At 62.5% G+C, this 20,762-nt stretch carries 15 protein-coding genes; 14 read left to right on the top strand and 1 reads right to left on the bottom strand.

Annotation, left to right across the window (positions count from 1 at the left end; genetic code table 11):
• Positions 1–1,536 (top strand): helix-hairpin-helix domain-containing protein (locus PVZ77_RS16055; RefSeq protein WP_273808105.1); only part of this gene is annotated, 1,536 nt, incomplete at its 5' end.
• Here the strand turns inward: PVZ77_RS16055 and PVZ77_RS16050 are convergent.
• The gene (locus PVZ77_RS16050; RefSeq protein ID WP_273808104.1) at positions 1,530–2,261 is read right to left on the bottom strand and encodes a YDG domain-containing protein; all 732 of its coding nucleotides are present in this window, start codon (positions 2,259–2,261) and stop codon (positions 1,530–1,532) included. The two genes, PVZ77_RS16055 and PVZ77_RS16050, sit on opposite strands and share 7 nt — an antisense overlap.
• A 180-nt stretch (positions 2,262–2,441) precedes the next feature.
• On the opposite strand from PVZ77_RS16050, the gene PVZ77_RS16045 reads away from it, so the two are divergent.
• The 13 genes from PVZ77_RS16045 (at position 2,442) to atzF (ending at position 20,738) form a co-directional block, all read left to right on the top strand.
• Positions 2,442–4,397: a DEAD/DEAH box helicase gene (locus PVZ77_RS16045; RefSeq protein ID WP_273808102.1), complete on the top strand. Its 1,956-nt coding sequence runs from the start codon at positions 2,442–2,444 to the stop codon at positions 4,395–4,397.
• Positions 4,288–4,836: a helicase associated domain-containing protein gene (locus PVZ77_RS16040; protein WP_273808101.1), complete on the top strand. Its 549-nt coding sequence runs from the start codon at positions 4,288–4,290 to the stop codon at positions 4,834–4,836. Before PVZ77_RS16045 ends, PVZ77_RS16040 begins: the two co-directional genes overlap by 110 nt.
• Positions 4,837–5,828: 992 nt before the next feature.
• On the top strand, positions 5,829–6,458 hold the full coding sequence (locus tag PVZ77_RS16035; RefSeq protein ID WP_273808100.1) for a ParA family protein: 630 nt from the start codon (positions 5,829–5,831) through the stop codon (positions 6,456–6,458).
• Positions 6,459–9,068: 2,610 nt separating this feature from the next.
• Positions 9,069–9,932: a replication initiation protein gene (locus PVZ77_RS16030; protein ID WP_108576311.1), complete on the top strand. Its 864-nt coding sequence runs from the start codon at positions 9,069–9,071 to the stop codon at positions 9,930–9,932.
• 498 nt (positions 9,933–10,430) lie between these two features.
• Positions 10,431–11,861 carry an amidase gene (locus tag PVZ77_RS16025; protein ID WP_273808098.1) on the top strand — a complete coding sequence of 477 codons (1,431 nt, stop codon included), beginning with the start codon at positions 10,431–10,433 and terminating at the stop codon, positions 11,859–11,861.
• 234 nt (positions 11,862–12,095) lie between these two features.
• Complete coding sequence (locus PVZ77_RS16020; RefSeq protein ID WP_273808108.1) at positions 12,096–12,854, top strand: DeoR/GlpR family DNA-binding transcription regulator; 759 nt, start codon at positions 12,096–12,098, stop codon at positions 12,852–12,854.
• Complete coding sequence (locus PVZ77_RS16015) at positions 12,832–14,112, top strand: Zn-dependent hydrolase (RefSeq protein ID WP_273808097.1); 1,281 nt, start codon at positions 12,832–12,834, stop codon at positions 14,110–14,112. Before PVZ77_RS16020 ends, PVZ77_RS16015 begins: the two co-directional genes overlap by 23 nt.
• A gap of 11 nt (positions 14,113–14,123) precedes the next feature.
• The gene (locus PVZ77_RS16010; RefSeq protein ID WP_273808096.1) at positions 14,124–15,065 is read left to right on the top strand and encodes an aminoglycoside phosphotransferase family protein; all 942 of its coding nucleotides are present in this window, start codon (positions 14,124–14,126) and stop codon (positions 15,063–15,065) included.
• Positions 15,066–15,070: 5 nt separating this feature from the next.
• Positions 15,071–16,006 carry a choline kinase family protein gene (locus PVZ77_RS16005; protein ID WP_273808095.1) on the top strand — a complete coding sequence of 312 codons (936 nt, stop codon included), beginning with the start codon at positions 15,071–15,073 and terminating at the stop codon, positions 16,004–16,006.
• 226 nt (positions 16,007–16,232) lie between these two features.
• Positions 16,233–16,478: a hypothetical protein gene (locus PVZ77_RS16000; RefSeq protein ID WP_273808094.1), complete on the top strand. Its 246-nt coding sequence runs from the start codon at positions 16,233–16,235 to the stop codon at positions 16,476–16,478.
• Entirely contained in the window at positions 16,475–18,013 is a 1,539-nt protein-coding gene (locus PVZ77_RS15995) for a sodium:solute symporter family protein (protein WP_273808093.1), read from the top strand. Before PVZ77_RS16000 ends, PVZ77_RS15995 begins: the two co-directional genes overlap by 4 nt.
• Positions 18,014–18,079: 66 nt before the next feature.
• Positions 18,080–18,739, top strand: coding sequence for an HAD family hydrolase (locus PVZ77_RS15990; protein WP_273808092.1), 660 nt, complete (start codon positions 18,080–18,082; stop codon positions 18,737–18,739).
• Between the two features lie 211 nt (positions 18,740–18,950).
• The gene (gene atzF, locus PVZ77_RS15985; protein WP_273808086.1) at positions 18,951–20,738 is read left to right on the top strand and encodes an allophanate hydrolase; all 1,788 of its coding nucleotides are present in this window, start codon (positions 18,951–18,953) and stop codon (positions 20,736–20,738) included.
• Positions 20,739–20,762 lie beyond the last annotated feature (24 nt).

Here is a 20,762-nt window from a genome sequence, read left to right as displayed (position 1 = left end):
ATGGGCCTGCTCAAGGTCGACATCCTCGCCCTGGGCATGCTCAGCGCCCTGCGCCGGTGCTTCGACCTGGTGAGGGGCTACCGGGGTGAGGAGCTGACCCTGGCCACCGTGCCCCAGGAGGACAAGCCGACGTACGCCATGATCAGTCGGGCGGACACCCTTGGCGTGTTCCAGATCGAATCGCGTGCCCAGATGGCCATGCTGCCGCGGCTGAAGCCGCAGACCTTTTACGACCTGGTCATCGAGGTGGCCATCGTCCGGCCGGGCCCCATCCAGGGAGGGATGGTCCACCCGTACCTGCGTCGGCGGACGGGCCAGGAAGAGATCAGCTACCCGCCGGAGCTGGAGCGCGTCTTCGGCCGGACCCTGGGTGTGCCCCTGTTCCAGGAGCAGGTGATGGAGCTTGCCATTCTCGCCGCTGACTACACCCCCGGCGAGGCCGATCAGCTGCGCCGCAGCATGGCAGCGTGGAAACGACATGGGGGCCTTGAACCGCACCGGGAGCGGCTCACCTCGCGCATGCTCGCCAACGGCTATACCGCGGAGTACGCCGCGGACATCTTCCGGCAGATCGAAGGGTTCGGCAGCTACGGTTTTCCCGAGTCCCATGCGGCCAGCTTCGCTCTACTGACCTACGCGAGCTGCTGGCTCAAATGCCACGAGCCGGCGGCTTTCGCCGCGGCGCTGATCAACTCCTACCCCATGGGCTTCTACAGCCCCGACCAGATCCTGCAGGACGCCCGGCGCCATCGGCTGCAGACCCTGCCGGTGGACGTGACCTGCAGCGACTGGGATTGCAGCCTCGAGGCTGTCGCAGATAGCCGGCAGCCAGGCATCCGGATGGGACTACGCATGGTGCGCGGCCTGGCCGAGAAAGCAGGACGTGCAGTTGAGCAGGCCCGCCGGCAGCGGCCATTCCGCGATGTCACCGATCTGTGCCTGCGCGCCGGCCTCGATGCCAAGGCCCGGGAGTGCCTGGCGGATGCAGGTGCACTGAAGGGCTTGGCCGGGCACCGGTTCCAAGCACGCTGGGCGATGGCCGCAATCGAGCCGCAGCTGCCCCTATTCGCAGAGGGCGCGGTCGTTGAGGAGGAGATCCAGGAGCTGGTCGCCCCGACCGTGGGTGAGGACCTCCATTCGGACTATGCCTCCCTGGGTACCACCCTGGGTCCTCACCCGCTCACCCTGCTGCGGCCGGAGCTGTCGGCCCGGCGGCTGATGAGTTCGCATGAGCTGAAGGAGCGGCGCCACGGTCAGCCGGCCCGGGTTGCTGGCTTGGTGGTAGGTCGGCAGCGGCCGGGCACCGCCAGCGGCGTGACCTTCGTGACGCTCGAGGACGAGTTTGGAATGGTGAACGTGGTGGTCTGGCGAACCCTGGCGGAGCGCCAGCGGCGGGAGCTGGTGGCGTCACAGCTGCTGCGAGTAGATGGAACGGTAGAGACGCGCGATGGCGTGCTGCACATTGTGGCCGGCCGCTTGGAAGACATCAGCGAGCTGCTGCAAGGTCTCGATACGCGAAGCCGAGATTTTCATTGACCGCATCTTCGAGCGGGCAGGTCTCGAATTGGCAGAATGCGCGACTGACGTGGAGCCATAGACGCGCCGGAACCGCTCAGTGTGATACCAGAGACCGTGACCGCTTTGCCAGTGCCCACGTTCTTGTCGGTGAATGTGGCAGTGGCGCCGCTGATGTCGACAGTCACGTCTGACGGGGCACCACCGCGGACGGTAGCCGAGTTGATCGAAGCGGCCGTGCTGCCGTCGTATGTCTTGTTGCCAATGACCGCTGCCAGGTTCACGTACATGTAGGTACTGAGCTTGCTGGCATCCGGCATCCTGATCAGCAGATCACTACTGGCATCGGTTAGCCCCGCGTAATTGGTGGGCGAGGTATAGCTGCTCGGGTTGTAGTAGATCTGAACCGTACCGGTGCTATTTCCGTAGATATTTGATTCGTTGCTGAGAAGGACGGTGCCAGTGCCTGTGCCTGTGTTATCCGACCGCATGATCAGGCTGCCAGTACCAGAACTGGTGTCGACATTAGCAAAACGAAGCGTCTCGATATTCCGGTAGGCGCTAAGGGTGAGTGTGGTACCGCTGGTCCAGTTTGACCCCCCGATCAGCACACCCTCGGCCAGGATGATATCGCCGTTGCCGCTGTGGCCCGTGCAGGTCAGGCCGCCAGTACAGGTCGTCGTCGCGCCAGTCTTGATGGTCACGTTGGACGACTGCAGGGCGGCCGTCACATCGGTATCCTTCATATCGCCGGTACTATTGCCGTCGGAGTAAATGGTGAAGTCGTTCGGGTCGAGTAACCAATCTCCGGTCTGGCCATTAGGCGCCAGCGTGGCGACAGAGGCATTCGAACCGATCGTCAGGTGCTTACCGGAGGTCTCGACGCTGCCGCCGTTACCGCTCGCCCTACCGCCACGGGCACTGATGTGGCCATCGAAGCGGGTTGTGCCGTCCGACCAGACGGCAACCTGACCGCCCTTACCACCTCGCTTGAGGAGATCGCGCTGAAGGTCGGCACCCTGGGTCGAGACCTGATCGTGCTGTGCACCTACTCCAGTGCACCCACCCTCGCCCTGGGTCTGCCGCCCGGCTTTGCCTTTGACTTGGGGATCCTCGACGAGGCGCACAAGACAGCCGGCGCCGCCGGCCGGCGGAACAGCTTCGCGCTGAGTGACCACCCTACCCTGCGCATCGACAGGCGCCTTTTCCTCACCGCGACGCCGTTGGCCATCGCTGAGGAGGAAGGCCCCGCCGGTACCGGGCCCACCTACTCCATGACGGATGAGGCCGTCTTCGGTCCGGTCGCCTACGAGCTCAGCTACTCCGCCGCTGTCGCCGCGGGGATCATCTGCGATTTCCGCGTCATCATCTCCGTAGAAGAGGTGGACGACGAACAGTTCGCCGAAGCGCTGGACGATGAGGAGCGCCGCTACGCGGTGCATGCCCAGGAGTTGCTGCGGGCGATGACAGACGTCGGCGCCCGAAAAGCTTTTGCCTTCTACTCGCGGATCTCGCAGTCAAAGCGCTTCGCGACGGCGCTGCGGGAAGCCATCGGCGAGGGCGAGTTCTGGGCGCGCCACATTGATGGCTCTTTCCCCTCGTGGCAGCGCACACGCCTGCTGCACCAGTATGGCCGGGCCCCTCGTGCGGCGCTGTCTTGCGCGCGCTGCCTGGCTGAAGGGGTGGACGTGCCGGATACCGATCTGGTCGCCTTCATGCACCGGCGGGAAAGCCACGTCGACATCGTCCAGGCGCTCGGCCGCGCCGTGCGCAAGGCGCCGGGCAAGCGCTACGGCTACGTGCTGATCCCCCTGCGCCTGAAGCGGAGCTCCGGCGAGTCTCTCATCCAGGCCGTGGCGCGCAGCGACATGTCCACGGTCTGGCGGACTCTGGCGGCGCTTGCCGAGCAGGACGACGCCCTGCTCAACGAGGTGCAACGCGCCGCAGTTGACCAGGGCGAAACCGGACAGCCCGCGTCGCCCGGCTGGTTCGACAAGCTGCACGTCCTAGCGCCTGCTGGCCGTCCTGGCGCTGGCGCCTGGGCCGCCAGCCTCAAGGCTGTGCTTTCCACTGAGCTCGTTGGGCGGATCGCCGGCAGCTGGCCGCACTTTTACGGGCTCCTGCGCGCGTTCGTGACTGACCGCGGCCACGCTCGGGTAGCGCGCAGCTATCGCACACCGGGTGGGCACACCCTGGGCGCCTGGTGCTCACGCCAGCGCGCGCTCCACCGGCTAGGCCGGCTTGCGCCTAACCGTACCGAGCAGCTGGAGGCCATCGGCTTCGAGTTCGATCCGCGGGAGCATGCCTGGAAGCGAGGGTACGAAGCCTTGCGCAGCTATCTGGCAGACACAGGATCGCCCTCCCCCGCCGTCGACGTCGTCACCGCAGACGGGCTCGCCCTAGGCCACTGGTGCAGCGAGCAGCGCAAGGCCTATCGCCTCGGCCGGCTGGCGCCGCGAAAAAAGCAGCTGCTCGAGGCCTTGGATTTCATCCTTAGCCCCTTCGATGACGCCTGGGAGAAACGGTATCAGGCGCTCGTGGCGTTCAAGGAGGAGCATGGCCACCTGCGCGTCGCACAGCGCCCAGCGCCAGGTGCTGGTAGACGGTACCGATCTGGCCGACTGGTGCCGGAACCAACGCAGTCGTCAGATCGACCTGTCCAGGCGGGATCGGCTGGCCGCCATGGGCTTCGACTTCGAAGCTGGAGTGCTGGATGCCCGCTGGGAAGCCGCATACGCCGCGCTGAAGGAATTCGGCGTCCGGCATGGCCATGTGAATGTGCCGCTCGACTTCGTGTTGCCCGATGGCACAGCGCTCGGTACCTGGGTGGGAAATCAGCGCGCACGCTACCGCGACGGCCAGATGGACGAGCAGCGCATTGAGCTACTGAACCAGCTGGGCTTCGTGTGGGAGATGTTCGGAGCGGCTTTCGACCAGGGCCTGCAGCATCTGGAGCAGTTCAAGGCCGCGCATGGTCACTGCGACGTGCCGATCGCCTACGTGACCATTGACGGTTACAAGCTCGGCAGGTGGTGCTCCAACCAGCGCACGCGGCTGAAGGACAAACCGGAGGATCTAGATCACGGCCGGCTGCTGGCCGCTGGGTTTTCTTTTGATCCTGCTGAAGCTGCATGGCAACAGCACTTTGCAGCGCTCCAAGACTACTTGGCCGCCAATGCCGGCGGCTCGGTACCGGTGAAGCATGTAACTGCCGACGGGCTGCGGCTTGGCTCATGGGTGTCTCGGCAGAAAACCTTGCTGAAGGCCGGCAAGCTCTCCGGTGCTAAGCATGCTGCGCTCCGCCGACTGGGCATTGTTTAGTAGCAGCCTGAGCAGCGAGATAACTCACACCTGCGGGCAACCTCTCATGGCGAACGTTCAAAATCAGAACGCGAGAGCTCCCAAATGGCTTCAGCAATACCACGTGCGCAATCGAATGCGCACACATACACCTACGCACCTACGCACTTACGTATTTATGCGCTTAGCCGCGCAAGCATGGGCTCGCTTGTAGAACCTTCAGGACTGAGCTACACCCCCTCACCCGTACAGAACACTTCATAGTGGGAACCGCGGCTTCGCAGCAAATCCGGGACTTACATACGTACTAGGCGCGCACTACTGAAGCACGCGCCTACTTAAGCACGCGCTTAAGCATTTAAGTGCGCATCGCTCTTGCTCTGGGTGATGAGCGATCATTTCGCCGCCTAGGGCACACCGTATCCGCGAGCGCTCGCATAAGCACCCAAGCACCCAAGCACCCAAGCACCCAAGCACCCAAGCACCCAAGCACCCAAGCACCCAAGCACCCAAGCACCCAAGCACCCAAGCATGTGCGGCGGGTGCGATTTCTGCAAGCGTATTGGCCACCGACCTCTACGAGAGCGGCTAGGGCGCCTCCGCATCAATCCCGGTGCAGCACCGTTACCATCAGGCGCCCTAGCGATACACGTCATGGCTTGAATCCATCTAACCTCACCAGTCAGCTACCTCCGACCTCCGCCCAAAACTACCACTTCTGACGCGCATGCTTAGATAAGCAAATGCTTGTTTACGCACGTAGAGGGTGTCGATAGGCGGGCCTCAGACCTGATTAGCTCCAAGCGCCCAGGCGACCACACAGAAACCACAGGGGCTTCAAGTAAGCATTTACGCATTTAAGTGCTTACCTACGCACGCGTACGCTTGAGCGTGCGAGCATGCAAACGTATACTCAGGTTATCCGCTTGCATGAACGCTCGCGTAAGCACGTACGTAAGCAAATGAGCAAACACGCGCCTAAGCGGGCAGGCAAATATTTAAGGAGATCTCTAGTGAAAACAGTGGTGATTGCGTCGAGGAAAGGCGGTGTTGGTAAGACCACTACGACGGAAGTCCTGGGAGTGGAGCTGGCCCGCCGGGGAAATCGGGTAATGCTGATAGATACGGATCCGCAAGGCAGTCTTACCGAATGGTGGCAAGAGCGTGAGACTGAAGAACCGCAAATGTCAAACGTCCCATACGAGAGCTTAGGGGCGGCACTCAGCGTGCTGGAAGGGGAGGGGTATAACTACGTCCTCATTGACACACCTCCTGAGTCTAACGACGTTATCACTGCGACTGTGAAATTCGCTGACCTCGTGATCATTCCGGTCAAAGCAGGCCCACACGATTTGCGTGCAGTAAGGCAGACGCTGACGTTGGTGAAAGATGAGAACAAGCCCTTCGTTTTCCTTCTGAACGAAGTGACGCTCAACACGAACATTACTAAAGACGTGATGGTGGCCCTGTCTCAGCACGGCAAGCTTTGCCCACCGATGCCGCGCCGTACCATCATGGTCGAAGCCGGTATTGACGGCAGGGTACCGCAGGAGCTTCGACCAAGCTGCTCGGCATCGCGCGACATCAGAAAGCTGTGCGACTACGTTTTGGAAGAGTTAGAATCCCATCAAGCACGTGCTTAAGTGCTTGCTCAAGCACTTAAGCACTCGCGCACATGTTTAAGTATTTACAAAGAAGGTTAGACCCAATGGCTCGCACTCCTCGAGATCTCGGCTCAATGCTCAACACCTCCAAAGCGGCGGAGCCTGTCACATCTGCAGCACATTCAGTACCCAGTGTTACTCAGAGCAACCCGGTCGTTACGCAGCATACGACAGAGGACGCCGCGCCAGCAGCGAAAGCTGGACAAAACAGAACGCTCAGCGTGAAGTGCGACGCTGAGCGATACAGAAAACTTCAGTTAGCGCGTATCGACCTAGGGCTAACCGGCCAGGACATCTTCATCGAAGCTTTCGATCTTTGGTGTGAGAAATACGGGCGATAGACCGCATGTCGCCTGGATATGACGCCTGGCAAGCGATATCACATCGTTTCTGCCAGGCATCATGAACTAGCTCAGCTCAAGCTGATAAATATCCTCAGTGCCGATACCTTCAGGTCCGGCGGTGAACGTCACAAGCTTGTCGGCCGCGTTCGGCTAATAGCTGCGTACGATGTGACTTACCGACCGATGTGTCTAACTGGCTAGATCTGATCGCGTCTTGCCATGACTAGCTCGCTTGCCAGTGCTCCACGTCTAGCATCCCATCCTCTAAAGCCCCAGGACTGGTTCTGACAGCCACATTGGGATTCGTGGCTTGCGCTCCGCATACTCCTGCGGCCAGATCCTCGAGACCTATCAAGTCCTGACGTGCAGCTTGTATTCGTGAGAGCGAGGGCAGGGCAGGGCAGGGCAGGGCCACTGTCCGGTTTTGCCAGCTGGATGCGTGTGGCATTTCTCAGGTGTCTATCGAACAGGCCTGCTCATTACGTGCTAAACCTCCATTGCCTTGCACCTGCTAGCCAACCTGGTCGTACCAGTTTTTCTTGGAGAGGTGCAGAACTGCCGAGACACGGATCAGTGAAGCACCTCAGTTCTGCACGATAGAAATTCGGTGCTTAGGACTGTACCTCTATGGAATCAATGAACTCGGTAATCGGTGCTTTTCTGAGTAGAAGGCGATCACGTGCCATCTGGGCAGCCTGCTCTTCAGTGTGTGGGGTGTCGTCGACTCTGGAATCTGGCGCGTGGTCATAATACGGCGCCGTGTTTGGTGTATTCCTGCCAAGATCACAGCGTTGGGTATTCGGTTTAGGCTGTTAGCAAGGTCTTGATGGCTCGCCAAGCCGGCTGGATCCTCTGGACCTGCCATCGACAAATATTTGGTTTGGTTGGGTGCCATCCGGTGCGGGGGTAGGTGTGCAGACGCTGACGACCGTCACTACACAGGCTACGGTTCCTCAGCCGTGATTTGTAGTCGATTGCAGATCCTAGGCTGTGCCGAGGGAAGCTTATCCACAGCAGCCAGCCCTTTAAAAGCTTTTTAGATCTTTATTTCTTGTTTTTCTCTTGTTTTTAAGACGCTGGAAGCCGCGCCAGCAAAGGGTTCCAAGGGGGGTATCGACTACAGAATCCGGTAATGCGACTAGGCATTACGGCTGACGCGACTACAAATTCCGGGTCGGTCGACTACAGATTCCGGCAGTCACGACTACGGATGCCGGCTGTTATCCACTGGTGAGCAGCACCACCTGCTACAAATTGCGGCTGTCCAGATGCACAGCGCTAGCACGAAGGCAATAAAACGTGGGGTTAAGTTCACCCCTCCTCGAGGCGTTCAATGTGAAAACCGCAAGAAAAAGTTCCTAAGGTGCTGATTTTGAACGATAAAATCTGAGATCGTGCCTATCCGAGGCGGGCTTGCAGGTTGCACCTGCCATCCTCATCAAACGCTTCGTACCAGTGGCGAGACAATGCGTCCATCATGTCTAGCGACTACAAATTCCGGTAGTCATCGCAGAAATACTCCTTGGTCAACGACTACAGATTACGGCTTGGCCGTCCTCTAACCCGCTGAAACGACTACAGATTCCGGTATCTCATACCGCAGGATCGAGTTGTCCTCCACCTTACGACTACAAATTACGGCACTAAACAGGCGCTTAGGGAGCAAAAAATCGTCTTGCTCGGCTGATCGACTACAGATTACGGCTGTTTAGGGGCTGACCTTTCCTAATGACTACAGATTGCGGCATAGGCGCAGCTAGGCGCCTACTCCGAGGTTCGAGCACGGTCACCGCCCAGGTGATACGACTACAGATTACGGTACCCAGCCCCTCAGACCCATCACTGCGCGCCTTGAACACGTGTCGACCATCCAATGCGACTACAGATTACGGTAGTGGAGCGGTCAGACCCGCCCTGCCGCACCAAAGGGATTTCTCATGTGGGTGTTGCGACTACAAATTACGGTAGAAACGCCTTTCAGTAGGCTTCTTGGTAGCACGCTACGCTTCCTCTGATCGATCCGACTACAAATTACGGTACTCGCGTGTCCGCTCGGACGATGTTTTACTACCTGCCAATGCGTCTCTTCGAGACGACTACATTTTGACTCTGCCTGATCGCCAAGGCAGTTGATTGTCGCGCGGAAAGCGCGCCGCGCGGGCTTTTGACTCTTTTTTCGCTCGACCCGGTATCGACTACAGGGGAAGGCACTAGTAGGGTTTAAGGCTTCCTACCAGGTCCCTCCATGTCCAAGGTATCCACCTCCGTTCCTGATCAAGCTGACCCTCGGCCGATTCGGGTAACGAAGTCAAATACGCTCATCACAGCGTCGTATCGGCTTACCCTCAACGAGCAGAGGCTCATTTTGGCTGCGATAAGCCAAATCGACCCTCGGAAAGGGATGCCGAAGAAGATCTCTGTGTCTGCACTGCTCTATTCGGAGATATACGGTGTGCAGCTTCGTCATGCCTACGAGCAGATGAAGGAGACGGCCGACGTTCTGTTTGAGCGCGAGGTGAAGACCTTTGATGGATCTGCAGTGGAACGTAAGCGCTGGGTCGATGCCGCGCGTTACATCGCTGGCGAGGGGAGGGTGGAACTGTCCTTCACGATCCACGTTATGCCGTACCTATCCCGACTTCACACCAAGCTCACCAGCTACGACCTCCGCCGGGTCGCACGTCTCGACTCTACTCATTCGTTTCGGCTCTTTGAGATGCTCATGCAGTTCAAGAAAACCGGATGGGCATACATCGAGATCGAGACACTCAGGACCGCTTTAGGGCTTTCTGACGCCTACCAGCGCTTCAATAATCTCCGCCAGCGCGTGATTGATCCTGCTGTGGAAGAGCTGCGTACCAAGAGTAGATTGGATGTCACCTACGAACTGAAGCGTGAGGCGAGAAGAGTCGTTGCGATCAAATTTATGTTCAAGGATCTCGCTCAACAGTTACCGCTCAACTTGGGTGACGAGGAGCTTGTGCCCTTGACTGAAATTGATCTGCCGGAGGATCCCAGCTTGCTGCTGGCGTCCGCCTTCGAAGATTTGAGCGAGGACGATCCGAACTTCACTTTCCCCATTGATGTAGATGAATCCGGTGGCGCTTAGCCGAATTCTGCATCGGTTAGCGTGGAACCCTGTCGCTCACGATCTATAGGTCTTGCCAAAGGTGTTTTACAGACAGCTCAGCATTAGGCGACCTGCGTAGAAAGCTCATCATCGCGCGATCCTGCCACCCAGTTTGTGGAATGCCTTTGCGGCTTGTGGGTCCCGCTTACACCCCTTTCATTCCAAATGGCGCTATACCTCCCCACAAAATGGCGTCGTACTGGTCGTTCGGCAAGCCATAGGGGCTCGGCTTGCAAAGGACGCTGACGCCTAGGGTTAGCAACGTCGGCTATTGGCTGGTGTACTGCCTTGATCGCCGCTGTTTCACGCTGAGCAGCGCTACTTCCCATCCTCCCATCAGTACCTGCTCACTTTCCTGTCAGGCCATCCAAAAAACCCACATATTCCACAAATCCCGGTTTTCTATGCTTGACCATGACCTCACTTCGCTATTCAATGCCGCTCAGTTACCTGAGCGGCGAAATGGTCTGGAATTCTATGCAAAAGCTGGATTTAGAGGGCGCTGTACCCGATGTAATCAGCTCCGCCCAGCGCATTCGCGAAGGTCTACTGACCTCGGTCACGCTTGTGCAGGCTTGCCTGGAGTCCATAAAGGCCACCAATCCCACGCTGAGGGCGTTCGGAGACGTCTACGCTGATCATGCGTTGAACCAGGCACAGCTGCTAGATGCCGAGGCGCGTGAAGGACGCTTCCGCGGCCCGCTGCATGGCGTGCCTTTCGGCATCAAGGACCTGTTCCACACCGCTGGCCTGCGGACGACCCGGGGGTCGCTCACGGCGCTCGACTATGTGCCGACCCAGGATGCTCCTATCATCCAGCGCCTCAAGGCGGCGGGTGGGATAGTGCTGGGCAAGACGGCGACCACCGAGTTCGGCTGGACCGGCGCCAGCACCTCGCGGGTGTTTGGCGACGGCCGCACGCCGTGGAATACGAGTTTGACCAGCGGTGGTTCGAGTTCCGGCTCCGCCATCGCCACGGCGGCGTTCATGGTGCCGGCGGCCCTGGGCTCGGATGGGGGGGGTTCGGTCCGGATCCCCAGCGCCTTTTGCGGCACCTTCGCCCTGAAAGGCTCTCTCGGCCGCATTCCTACCTGGCCGTGGTCGGCGACGGAAACGCTCAGCCACGCGGGCCCCATCACCCGTACCGTGCGCGACAGCGCCTTGCTGTTCGATGTGTTGTCCGGGCCGGATGCGCTCGATCACCAGGCGCTTCCGGCGCCGACGGAGTCCTACCTGGCGCGCTGCGACCAGCCATTATCCCCGCTGCGCGTAGCCTATTGTCCGACGCTGTTCGAGACCCCCGTCCATCCAGAGGTGGCCGCTGGCGTGGAAGCGGCAGTGGACACCCTGGCACGCCAACTACCGCTCGAGGTCGAGCGTCTGACCCTGGACTGGCGCGATCCGCTGGCGACCTTCGAGACGCTCTGGGTAGCAGGGCGCGGCATCGCCTATGGCAAGACCCTGGGCGGCCGACTGGGCGAGCTCGATCCCGGCTTCGCCACCCTGATCGAAAAGGCGCGTGAGTACGATCTCGCCGACTATCTTGCGGCTTGCCAGCAACGCGCGATGTTTGCCAACCAGGTCCACGCGTTGTTCGAGTCCTACGATCTATTGCTGCTGCCGACCTTGCCGATTTTGCCTTTTCCCGCCCACCTGACCGGGCCGGAGGAGGGCTTCGAGGCCGCCGGCAGCGGCACCCCTTGGGCGCGCTGGACCCCCTTTACCTATCCCTTCAACCTGTCGGGAAATCCTGCGGCGAGCCTGCCCTGTGCCTGGAGTGCCGACGAGTTGCCCATCGGCCTGCAGGTGGTGGGGCCCCGGCATGCGGATGCCGCGGTCCTGCAGTTCTGCGCCGCCGTCGAGGCACTGCTGCCTTGGGCTCATAGAGTGCCGCACCTGCTGCGTTGACCTGATCTACACGGCGCCCGCCCGCTAAAGAGGCTGGCCCGTTGCACCACCTTTCCTACCTGCCTTTCACCGCTCCATCCGTGAAAGGAACGCTCCATGGCTTCACCCGTCCCGCTATCGCCTCGCCTGTTCTCGCCGCCCAAGGTCGCGGCGAGGCTGCACGCACGCCGCGCGAAATCAGCCGGAGCAGCCCGTTACACTGAGCGCTTCTCTCTGTTGCGGACGACTCCTGCCATGCTGAACCAGCCTCGCCTTGACGAAATCTTGCGTCTCATCAACCTGCAGCAGCGCGTCAAGGCCGCAGACCTGGCGCAGGCCATGCAGGTATCGGAAGAGACGATCCGGCGTGATCTCAAGCACCTCGAGGAGGCCGGCAAGCTGCGTCGGATCCATGGTGGTGCGGTGCTGCCCAAGCCCAACGAAGAGCAACCCCTGCAGGTGCGTAGCCGCATCCAGACGCGCGCCAAGACCCGTCTAGCGGCCTGTGCGGCGGAGCTGGTCCAGGACGGCATGGCGCTGTTCCTGGACACCGGTACGACGACCCTCGCGCTCGCGCAGCAGCTCACCCGGTTCAAAGCCCTGCGGGTGGTGACCAACTCCCTGGATATTGGCCTGCTGCTCACGCAGCACAGCGCCACCCAGGTGCTGATGACCCCCGGGGACATCCGCCGCAACGATAACGCCCTGATCGGCCCGCATACCCTGGCGTTCGCCGCGGGCTTTCACTACGACATCGCCTTCATGGGGATCGGCGCGGTGGATGCCGAGTTGGGGCTCATGGACTACGAGGAACCCGAGGCGCATCTGCGTCGCACGCTGACGGTGAACTGCCGCCGCAGCGTCATCCTGGCGGACGACGCCAAATTCGGTCACCGCACCTTCATCAATACCTTGCCGTTCTCGGCGGTGGATACGCTGGTCAGCAACCGGCCGCCATCCGCCGAGTTCGTGCGCTGTCTGGAGTCAGCCGATGTCGAGCTCGTTTACCCGTGACCTTCCCGTTGCCGACGCGGCGGACCTCGATGCCTTCGACGCGTTGTTCGCGCAGAGTTCGGCCATCGGTGCCACCCCCAGAGGTGGCCTGCAGCGCCTGGCCGCGTCCGCAGAGGATGGCGCCATGCGCGATGTCTTCAGCGCCTGGCTCCGCGCCCATGGTTTCACGGTGCAGGTCGATGCCGTCGGTAACCAGTTTGGCCTGATGACCTTCGATCCTGCAGCGCCCTATGTGCTCTGCGGCTCCCATCTGGATACCCAACCCAAGGCCGGTCGTTTCGATGGTGTCTATGGCGTGCTCGCCGGTGCGGTCGCCATCGCCAGCGTGGCGCGCCAGCTCGAGGCGCGCAGTGAAACGCCGGCCTTCAATCTCGCCGTGGTGAACTGGACGAACGAGGAGGGCGCGCGCTTTCAGCCCAGTCTCATCGGCAGCAGCGCCTTCATCGGCAGTCTCTCAGTCGACGAGGCCTGGGCCAGCCGCGACGGCACCGGGGTGACGCTGGGGGAAGCCCTCGGGCAGATCGGCTATCGCGGCGAGGCGATGCTGGACCTGCCCGTCGCCGCCTACCTGGAAATGCATGTCGAGCAGGGCGTTCAGCTGGAAAGCCAGGGTCTTGCCATTGGCGTGGTACGGCACACCTGGGCCGCCTTGAAATGGCGGGTTCGTTTCGACGGGGAGCAGAACCACACCGGTCCGGCGCCCATGGCAGTGCGTCGCGATGCCCTCCTGGCGGCGGCCGAGGCGATCGTGGCGGTCAGGGCCGAAGCCGAGCGGCATGGCCTGGACATGCACACCTCGGTAGGCCGCCTGGAACTCGAGCCCAACTCCCCCAACGTGGTGCCGGCATTGACGCGGCTGTGGGTGGAGTTTCGTTCGCCGTCCATGGCGCTGCTGGTGGAGGCCGAAGAGCGCTTTCGTGCCAGCCTCGATTCGATCGCCGCCCGTACCGGCACCACCTTCACGCTCGAAAGCGAGCAACTGCGCCAACCCAGCCACCTGCACGAAGGACTGGCTGACCTGGCGCGACTGACCTGCGCGGCGCTGGGGGTGCCCGCCGGCGATAGCGCCACCGTCGCCGGGCACGACGCCATCAGCCTGGGGCGTCGCTATCCCGCGGCGCTGTTATTCGTACCCAGCCAGGGCGGACTGTCGCACAACGAAGCGGAATTCTCGGCTACCGCCGATTTGCACCAGGGATTACGCATTCTCACGGCCTTTTTGTATCGCACCTGTTGCCAACCTGAGCTGTACCTCTGAGGTCCTGCGCCATGACGTCCACCCTCGAATTCGATCGTTTGCAACATGCGCTGACCGCAGCCGGCCTGACTGACCTGCAGCTCTCCCCGGGCACCCCGGGCGTGGCCTCGCCAACCCGCCTGGCCTGTGAGTGGGCGGGTTTCCAGGTGTACAGTGACCAGGGCGCCTTCTATGCCAAGGTGCTGTACGACGACATGCGGCCGCTCATCGATTTCGCCCAAAGCGTCGAGGCGACCCGCTGCGCGGCCGCGGCCGGAGTCACGCCGGCAGTGCGGCTCGCGGATGCCGAACGGGGCGTCATGCTGCTCGAGCGCCTGGCGCCAGAGGACTGGCATTGGGCGCGCCTCGACCGGCTGCAGCCGGGGCTCAGCCTGGAGGTTCTGTGGCGGCTCAAGCGAGCGGTGCAGGAGGGGCCGGCACCCGCCTTCGAGCGGTCGCCCTGGGCCGATCTCGAAAGGCTTCGCACGCTCTGTCGCCAGCAGGCGGTGGCCTTGCCCGCTGACCATGCCTGGATCGATGACTGCGTCGAGCAGGCGTGGCAGGCCCTGCGCCAGCAACCCGGCGAGGTGCGCCCCCTGCATGGCGATGGCCTCGCTGGCAATGTGATGGTCAATGCTGCAGGCGAATTCCGGCTGCTGGATTTCGATCGGGGTGGTTGCTTCGATCCCTGGTATGACGTCGCCATCACGCTCAATGAGCTCTATCCCTTCGAGCCGCAATGGCGCGCCGGTATCGCCCGCTGGAGTGCGACGGCGCGCGACGCGGACTACGCCCGCTGCCGCCTCTACGGTCTGCTGGATGACTGGTACTGGACGCTGTGGGGCCTGTGGGCCGGAGTCGCCTCGGCGCGGCCGCTGGAGTTCTCCAAGGTCGGCCAGTGGACCCTGTTGCGCTGCCGGATGACGATTCAGGAGTCGCGCTTCGAAAGCTGGCTCCGTCAGGTACGAGGATGAGCGAGATGAAGCGACTAGGCGAAGCGAGTACCCAGGCGGAGCGGCAGCTCGAGCAGGCGATTCTCGCTCATGAGCCCTGGGCCGGCTGCACGGCCCACTATGCCCCGGTCAGTGGCGGCATTTCCAACACCAACTGGCGGGTGCAGATCGAAGGAGCGCCGACGGCGTTCTTCCTCAAGGTGCCGGGGCAGGGCACGGAGCTCTTCATCGACCGGCGTACCGCCCACGATGCCAGCCTCAAGGCCGCGGCTACCGGTTATGGCGCCCCGGTGGTGGCCTTTCTCAAGGCTCACGGCGTGGAGGTCTTCGAGTTCATGGAGGGCTGGCGCGCCTCGTCCAATCGTGACTTCCTCGATCGCGACGTCCGCCACCGGGCGCTGCGTGCACTCAAGGCCTTCAACGACCAGCCGTTGTTGATCCAGACCAAGACGGCCTTCGACATGATCGACGAGCACCAGCGCCAGGTGCATGAGCTGGGCGGGCAATGGCCCGATGACCATGCCTGGCTCGACCGCCAGTATCACCGTGCCCGGCAGGCACTGGAGGCGTCCGGAGTCGATCTGGCGCCCTGCATGAACGACACCCTGGCCGGTAATTTCATGCTCAACGCCGCGGCCGAGGTGCGGCTGGTGGACTTCGAATATGCCTCCAACAACGATCGCCACTATGAACTGGCGCTCTGGTTCGGTGAGATGTTCTTCGCCCCGGACATGGAATTGGCCTTGCTCGAAGACTACTTCGGCGCCGTGACCCCTCAGACGCTGGCGCGGGTGTACGTCAACAAGGCGCTGGCCGACCTCAAGTGGTCCACCTGGGCCATGGTGCAGCACGCCGTCTCGCAGATCGATTTCGACTTCTACAAATATGGCGCGCTTAAGCACAGCCGCGCCCGCAGCGTCATCCACGATTCCCGTTGGGAGACCTGGCTTAGGCAGGTCTGACGGATCCCCGAGCCACTTCGCAGAAGGTGGCCGACAACGATAGGAAACACCGGCGTCCCCCTGCAGATGACCTGTTCATCGCGCAGGAGCGCCCCTCGACTGCCTCGCGAAGCCTCTTTCGATCAACCGTCGGCCTGCCACAGGAGCCAGCCCTCGTGAACAGTCTCATTTCCCCTCGTGTACCGTCCGCAGCGCAGCGCTGCGGTGTCCGGAAGGGGGTGTCGTCATGACGTCCTCCCGGCCTTTCTCGCTCAAGACCTGCGGTTTCGGTCTGTACTTCTGCGCCCTGCTGCTGATGGCGGTCTTCCCGCCGTTCTATCTCAGCGTGAGCGGCAGCACTCAAGTGGTACTGGGCATTCCCTTGCCGATCTTATACTGGATCCTCATCGCCGTACTGCTCGGCGTCGGCGTAGCGGCGCTCTATCTCGTCGAATCCGCCAATGGCGACATCCCCGAGGAGACTCAGCCATGATCCCTGCCGGTAGCTCCTTCGACATGCTTATCAGCTTCGGCGTCATCGGCCTGTTCCTGGCCGGGATGATCGCCGTGCTCTATCTCACCAACAAGCAGAGCCATGACTTCGCCGACTACGCGGTCGGCGGTCGCTCCTACGGGCCCTGGTACATCGCCATGTGCTACACCAACTCCTGGTGGCCGGGCGCGACCTTCACAGCGTTCTTCTCGTTGTCGGTGGGCGGGGCCCTCGGCTTCTACGGCATGGTCTATTCGACCCTCGGCGTGACCGCCATGTACCTCATGGCCAATCGCGCCTGGACCTGGGGCCAGAGATTCAACCTCACCACCCAGCCCGACCTGCTGGGCATGAGATTCGACAGCCCGGCGGTCAAGCGACTGGCCTCCATCATCGGCATCATCTCGGTATTCCCCTGGGTGGTCATGGGCATCCAGGCACTGGCCATGCTGTTCCAGTTCGCCAGCTTCGGCAGCTGGGGCATCACCGCCTGCCTGACCGCCGGCGTGCTGGTGGTGCTGATCCGCCAATACTGGACGGTGAGCATGGGCATGCGCGGCCTGATCATGACCGACATGTACCAGGGCCTGATCGCCTACGTCCTGGCCGCGGCGCTCTGTGTCCTCCTGCTGGGCGGCAGTGAAAACGCCTCCTTCGCCAACCTGGCCGAACTGCCGGCCAAGATGCTGCTGATTCCCGGAGACACCGGAACCGGCTATGGCGCCTGGTACATGTTCAGCCTGATCTTCACCGGGGTGATCGGTTCCATGTGCTGGCCCATGAGCTTCCAGCGCATCTACACCGCCAGCGGCGTCCGCTCGGTAAAGAAGGGCACGGTCTACACCATCCTGCTGGTGGGCGGCTTTTACGGCATCCTCATGCTGTTTGCCGCCGCGGTCAGCCAGGACCCGAACGTGGCGGCCCATCCGCAGCAGGGCTGGTTCCTGTCCCTGTTCGATATCGGCGGGCCGTGGCTGCTGGCGCTGGCCATCGCCATCGTCCTGGCCGCGAGCATCGGTCACGTCGACGGCTGTGTGCAGGTCTGCGGTGTGCAGTTCGCCAATGATCTCGCGACCTGGACCACGCCCCGGACCGACCGCCAGCTCACCGCGCTGGCCAAGGGCGGAATGATCGTCTTCATCGCCGCCGCCGCCGTGGTGGCCTACCTGACGTTCAACTACTCGCGCCTGCAGCTGCTGGCACAGATTTCCTACCAGGGGATCATCCAGCTGGCAGTGCCGCTGTTCTTCGGCATCTTCACCCGCTGGGGCAACAAGCAGGGCGCCATCCTGGGGATGCTCACCGGCATTCTCATCGCCATCGTCCTGACGGTGCTCTACCCGGACGACATCGCGGCGCTGGGTTCGCTTACCAGCGGGATCGTCGGCGTGATCTTCAATGCCCTGGTGTTCGTGGGTTGCGCCCTGGCCATCAAGCCCAGCGAGGCGGAAAGCCGGCGGGTCGCCGATCTGTTCGAGCTCGGCGTGGCCCCGCGTCCGGCCGCCAAAGGTGCGGTAGCGCCGGCAATGGGCTGAGCCGTCCCTCCCGGCCGCCGGCGCGCTGTTGGCGGCCGCATCTCTTTAACACGCTGGGAACTTCCCATGGCCCTTGCTTTGTTCGACCTCGACGAAACCCTCATCCACGGCGATTGCGCCAGCCTCTGGAGTGCCTGGATGGCACGCATCGGCTGGGTGGACGCCGAGGACTTCCCGCGCCGCGACCAGGCGCTCATGGCCCTGTACGGCCAGGGGCAACTGGCCATGGAAGACTACATGGCGTTCAGCCTCGAACCACTGGTTGGCCGGACGCCCGCGGAGGTGGCCGAGGTGGTGCACGGTTACCTCGATACTGTCATCGCACCGCGCTTCTATCCCGCCGCCCGCAGCACTGTGGAGGCCCACCGCCAGGCGGGCGACCGTCTGCTGGTAATTTCGGCCTCGGCGGCCTTCCTGGTCCAACCCATCGCGGCCTGCCTCGGTATCGACGAGGTGCTGGCGATAGACGTGGAGGTCGTCGCAGGTCGGTATACGGGGCGCACCTCGGGCGTGCTCACCTACCGTGAGGGCAAAGTGATCCGTCTCGAGCAGTGGCTGCAGGAGCAGCACGAGTCCCTGGCGGGCGCCAGTTTCTACTCAGACTCCCGTAACGACCTGCCCCTGTTGAGCAAGGTCGAACACCCGGTGGCGGTCAACCCCGATGAGGTACTGCTGGTTCAGGCCCAGGCCGCAGGATGGAAGGTGCTCGACTGGCGGCTGGCGTAACCGCCCAAGCGGCGCCAACCAAAGCGGTGCGTGCGTCCGCCGATTGCACGCTACCGGTGCACGGGGCTCACACCGGACCGTCACCTCCGTTCTTTTAGCTGGTGCCTGAAGGCTCAAGGACGGGGATAGGGGCCGCCCGTAGTCCCCAAACACAACTTGGCACAGAGCATGCAAATCTTGAATTCACACTTGTATACAAGAATGAATGCTCATGAATCCGTACCCCATCAGTACCCTGACCCAGCGCTATGCCGCAGGTGATCTGATGCCCAGTCAGACCGTTCAGACCTTGCTCGAGACGCTGGCGCTCAGCGACCGACCGGAGGTGTGGATTCACCGTCTGCCGCAAGAGGCTTTGCAGGCGCGGGCCCGGGAGTTGGAGCAGCAGGCCAACGAGTTCGGCGGCGCGCTGCAGGAGCGGTTTCCGCTCTATGGCATTCCCTTCGCGGTCAAGGACAACATCGATGTGGCAGGACTCCCCACCACGGTGGCCTGTCCAGAGTTCGCCTACGTGGCCCGGGAAAACGCCTACGTCGTCCAGCGTCTGCTGGATGCCGGCGCCATCCTGGTGGGCAAGACCAACCTCGATCAGTTCGCCACCGGGCTGGTGGGTGTCCGCTCGCCCTATGGCGCCGTGCGCAACGCGGTCGATGAGCGCTACGTGTCCGGTGGCTCCAGCTCCGGCTCGGCGGTGGCCGTCGCCCTGGGCTATGTCGCCTTCGCCCTGGGGACGGATACGGCCGGCTCCGGGCGGGTGCCCGCTGGATTCAATGGGATCGTCGGGCTCAAGCCGAGCCTGGGACTGCTGAGCAGCCGCGGCGTCGTGCCGGCCTGCCGGAGCGTCGATACCCTGTCCATCTTCGCCGCGGATGCCGCCAGTGCCTGGCAGGTCATGCAGGTGGCGGCCCACTACGATGCCGAGGACGCCTATGCGCGCCAACCCCTGACCCGGCCCGTGCAGCGCCGGCGGTGTAGGGTGGCGGTACCGGCGCAGCCGGAATTCTTCGGCGACGGCCAGGCCGCGCAAGCCTACGCGCAGAGCCTGGCGCGATTGCGCCAGGATCCGAGCGTCACGATTGACGAAATACCCTATGCCGTCCTGGCCGAAGCAGCCGCACTGCTTTATCAGGGACCTTGGGTGGCTGAAAGACGGGCGGCCGTAGGGCAGTTCTATGCTGAACGACCGGCTGCCATCCATCCCGTGGTCAAGGGCATCCTGGCTGGCGCGGATCGTTTCAGCGCGGTCGATACCTTTGAGGCGCAATACCGTCTGCAAGCCCTGACCCGGGAGGCCGAGCAACTGCTGGCCGACGTCGACCTGCTGTTGGTACCCACGGCGCCGTGCATGCCCACCATCGCCGAGGTCATGGCGGATCCCGTCCAGAGCAATGCGCGCCTGGGCCACTACACCAACTTCGTCAATCTGATGAACATGGCGGCCTTCGCTTTGCCAGGCGTACCCCGCGCCGATGGTCTGCCTGCAGGTATCACCCTGATTGGCCGCGCCGGCTCGGACCAGTACCTAGCCGAGACCGCCGCACGCTGGCAGTCGCTGTTCGGGGGCGAAGACCAGAGCGACACCATAGCCCTCGCGCCGCTGGACGCGGGTGAACGCCAGGTGGAAGTAGCCGTTGTGGGTGCACATCTCTGGGGCCAGCCGCTGAACTGGCAACTGCTCGAAAGCGGTGCCCGCTGCCGGTCCAGCACCACCACCAGTGACAACTATCGACTCTATGCCCTGGCCAGTACCCAGCCGGCCAAGCCTGGCCTGGTCAGGGTGGCGGAGCAGGGCGCGGCGATCGACCTCGAGGTCTGGGCCATGCCACTGCGCCTCTTCGGCGCCTTCGTCGGCGCGATTCCCGCGCCACTCGGTATCGGTTCGGTCGAGTTGGCCGATGGACGCTGGGTCAAGGGCTTCATCTGCGAGCCTGCCGGCCTCGATGGCGCCCAAGACATCACCCGCTTTGGGGGCTGGCGCGCCTATCGCGCGTCGCTCTGATCCCAACACCCACCGAGGACCTTG

The sequence above is a fragment of the Pseudomonas sp. SHLD1 genome (assembly GCF_028640935.1).
Taxonomy (GTDB): domain Bacteria; phylum Pseudomonadota; class Gammaproteobacteria; order Pseudomonadales; family Pseudomonadaceae; genus Chryseomonas; species Chryseomonas aestiva.
This window is presented reverse-complemented; position numbering and strand designations above follow the sequence as displayed.

Bases quoted from the DNA above. Each gene is read 5' to 3' on its own strand.
- PVZ77_RS16050 (WP_273808104.1), bottom strand. From the start codon at position 2,261: ATGAAGGATACCGATGTGACGGCCGCCCTGCAGTCGTCCAACGTGACC.
- PVZ77_RS16030 (WP_108576311.1), top strand. From the start codon at position 9,069: ATGTCCAAGGTATCCACCTCCGTTCCTGATCAAGCTGACCCTCGGCCG.
- PVZ77_RS16025 (WP_273808098.1), top strand. From the start codon at position 10,431: ATGCAAAAGCTGGATTTAGAGGGCGCTGTACCCGATGTAATCAGCTCC.
- PVZ77_RS16020 (WP_273808108.1), top strand. From the start codon at position 12,096: ATGCTGAACCAGCCTCGCCTTGACGAAATCTTGCGTCTCATCAACCTG.
- PVZ77_RS16015 (WP_273808097.1), top strand. From the start codon at position 12,832: ATGTCGAGCTCGTTTACCCGTGACCTTCCCGTTGCCGACGCGGCGGAC.
- PVZ77_RS16010 (WP_273808096.1), top strand. From the start codon at position 14,124: ATGACGTCCACCCTCGAATTCGATCGTTTGCAACATGCGCTGACCGCA.
- PVZ77_RS16005 (WP_273808095.1), top strand. From the start codon at position 15,071: ATGAAGCGACTAGGCGAAGCGAGTACCCAGGCGGAGCGGCAGCTCGAG.
- PVZ77_RS16000 (WP_273808094.1), top strand. From the start codon at position 16,233: ATGACGTCCTCCCGGCCTTTCTCGCTCAAGACCTGCGGTTTCGGTCTG.
- PVZ77_RS15995 (WP_273808093.1), top strand. From the start codon at position 16,475: ATGATCCCTGCCGGTAGCTCCTTCGACATGCTTATCAGCTTCGGCGTC.
- PVZ77_RS15990 (WP_273808092.1), top strand. From the start codon at position 18,080: ATGGCCCTTGCTTTGTTCGACCTCGACGAAACCCTCATCCACGGCGAT.
- atzF (WP_273808086.1), top strand. From the start codon at position 18,951: ATGAATCCGTACCCCATCAGTACCCTGACCCAGCGCTATGCCGCAGGT.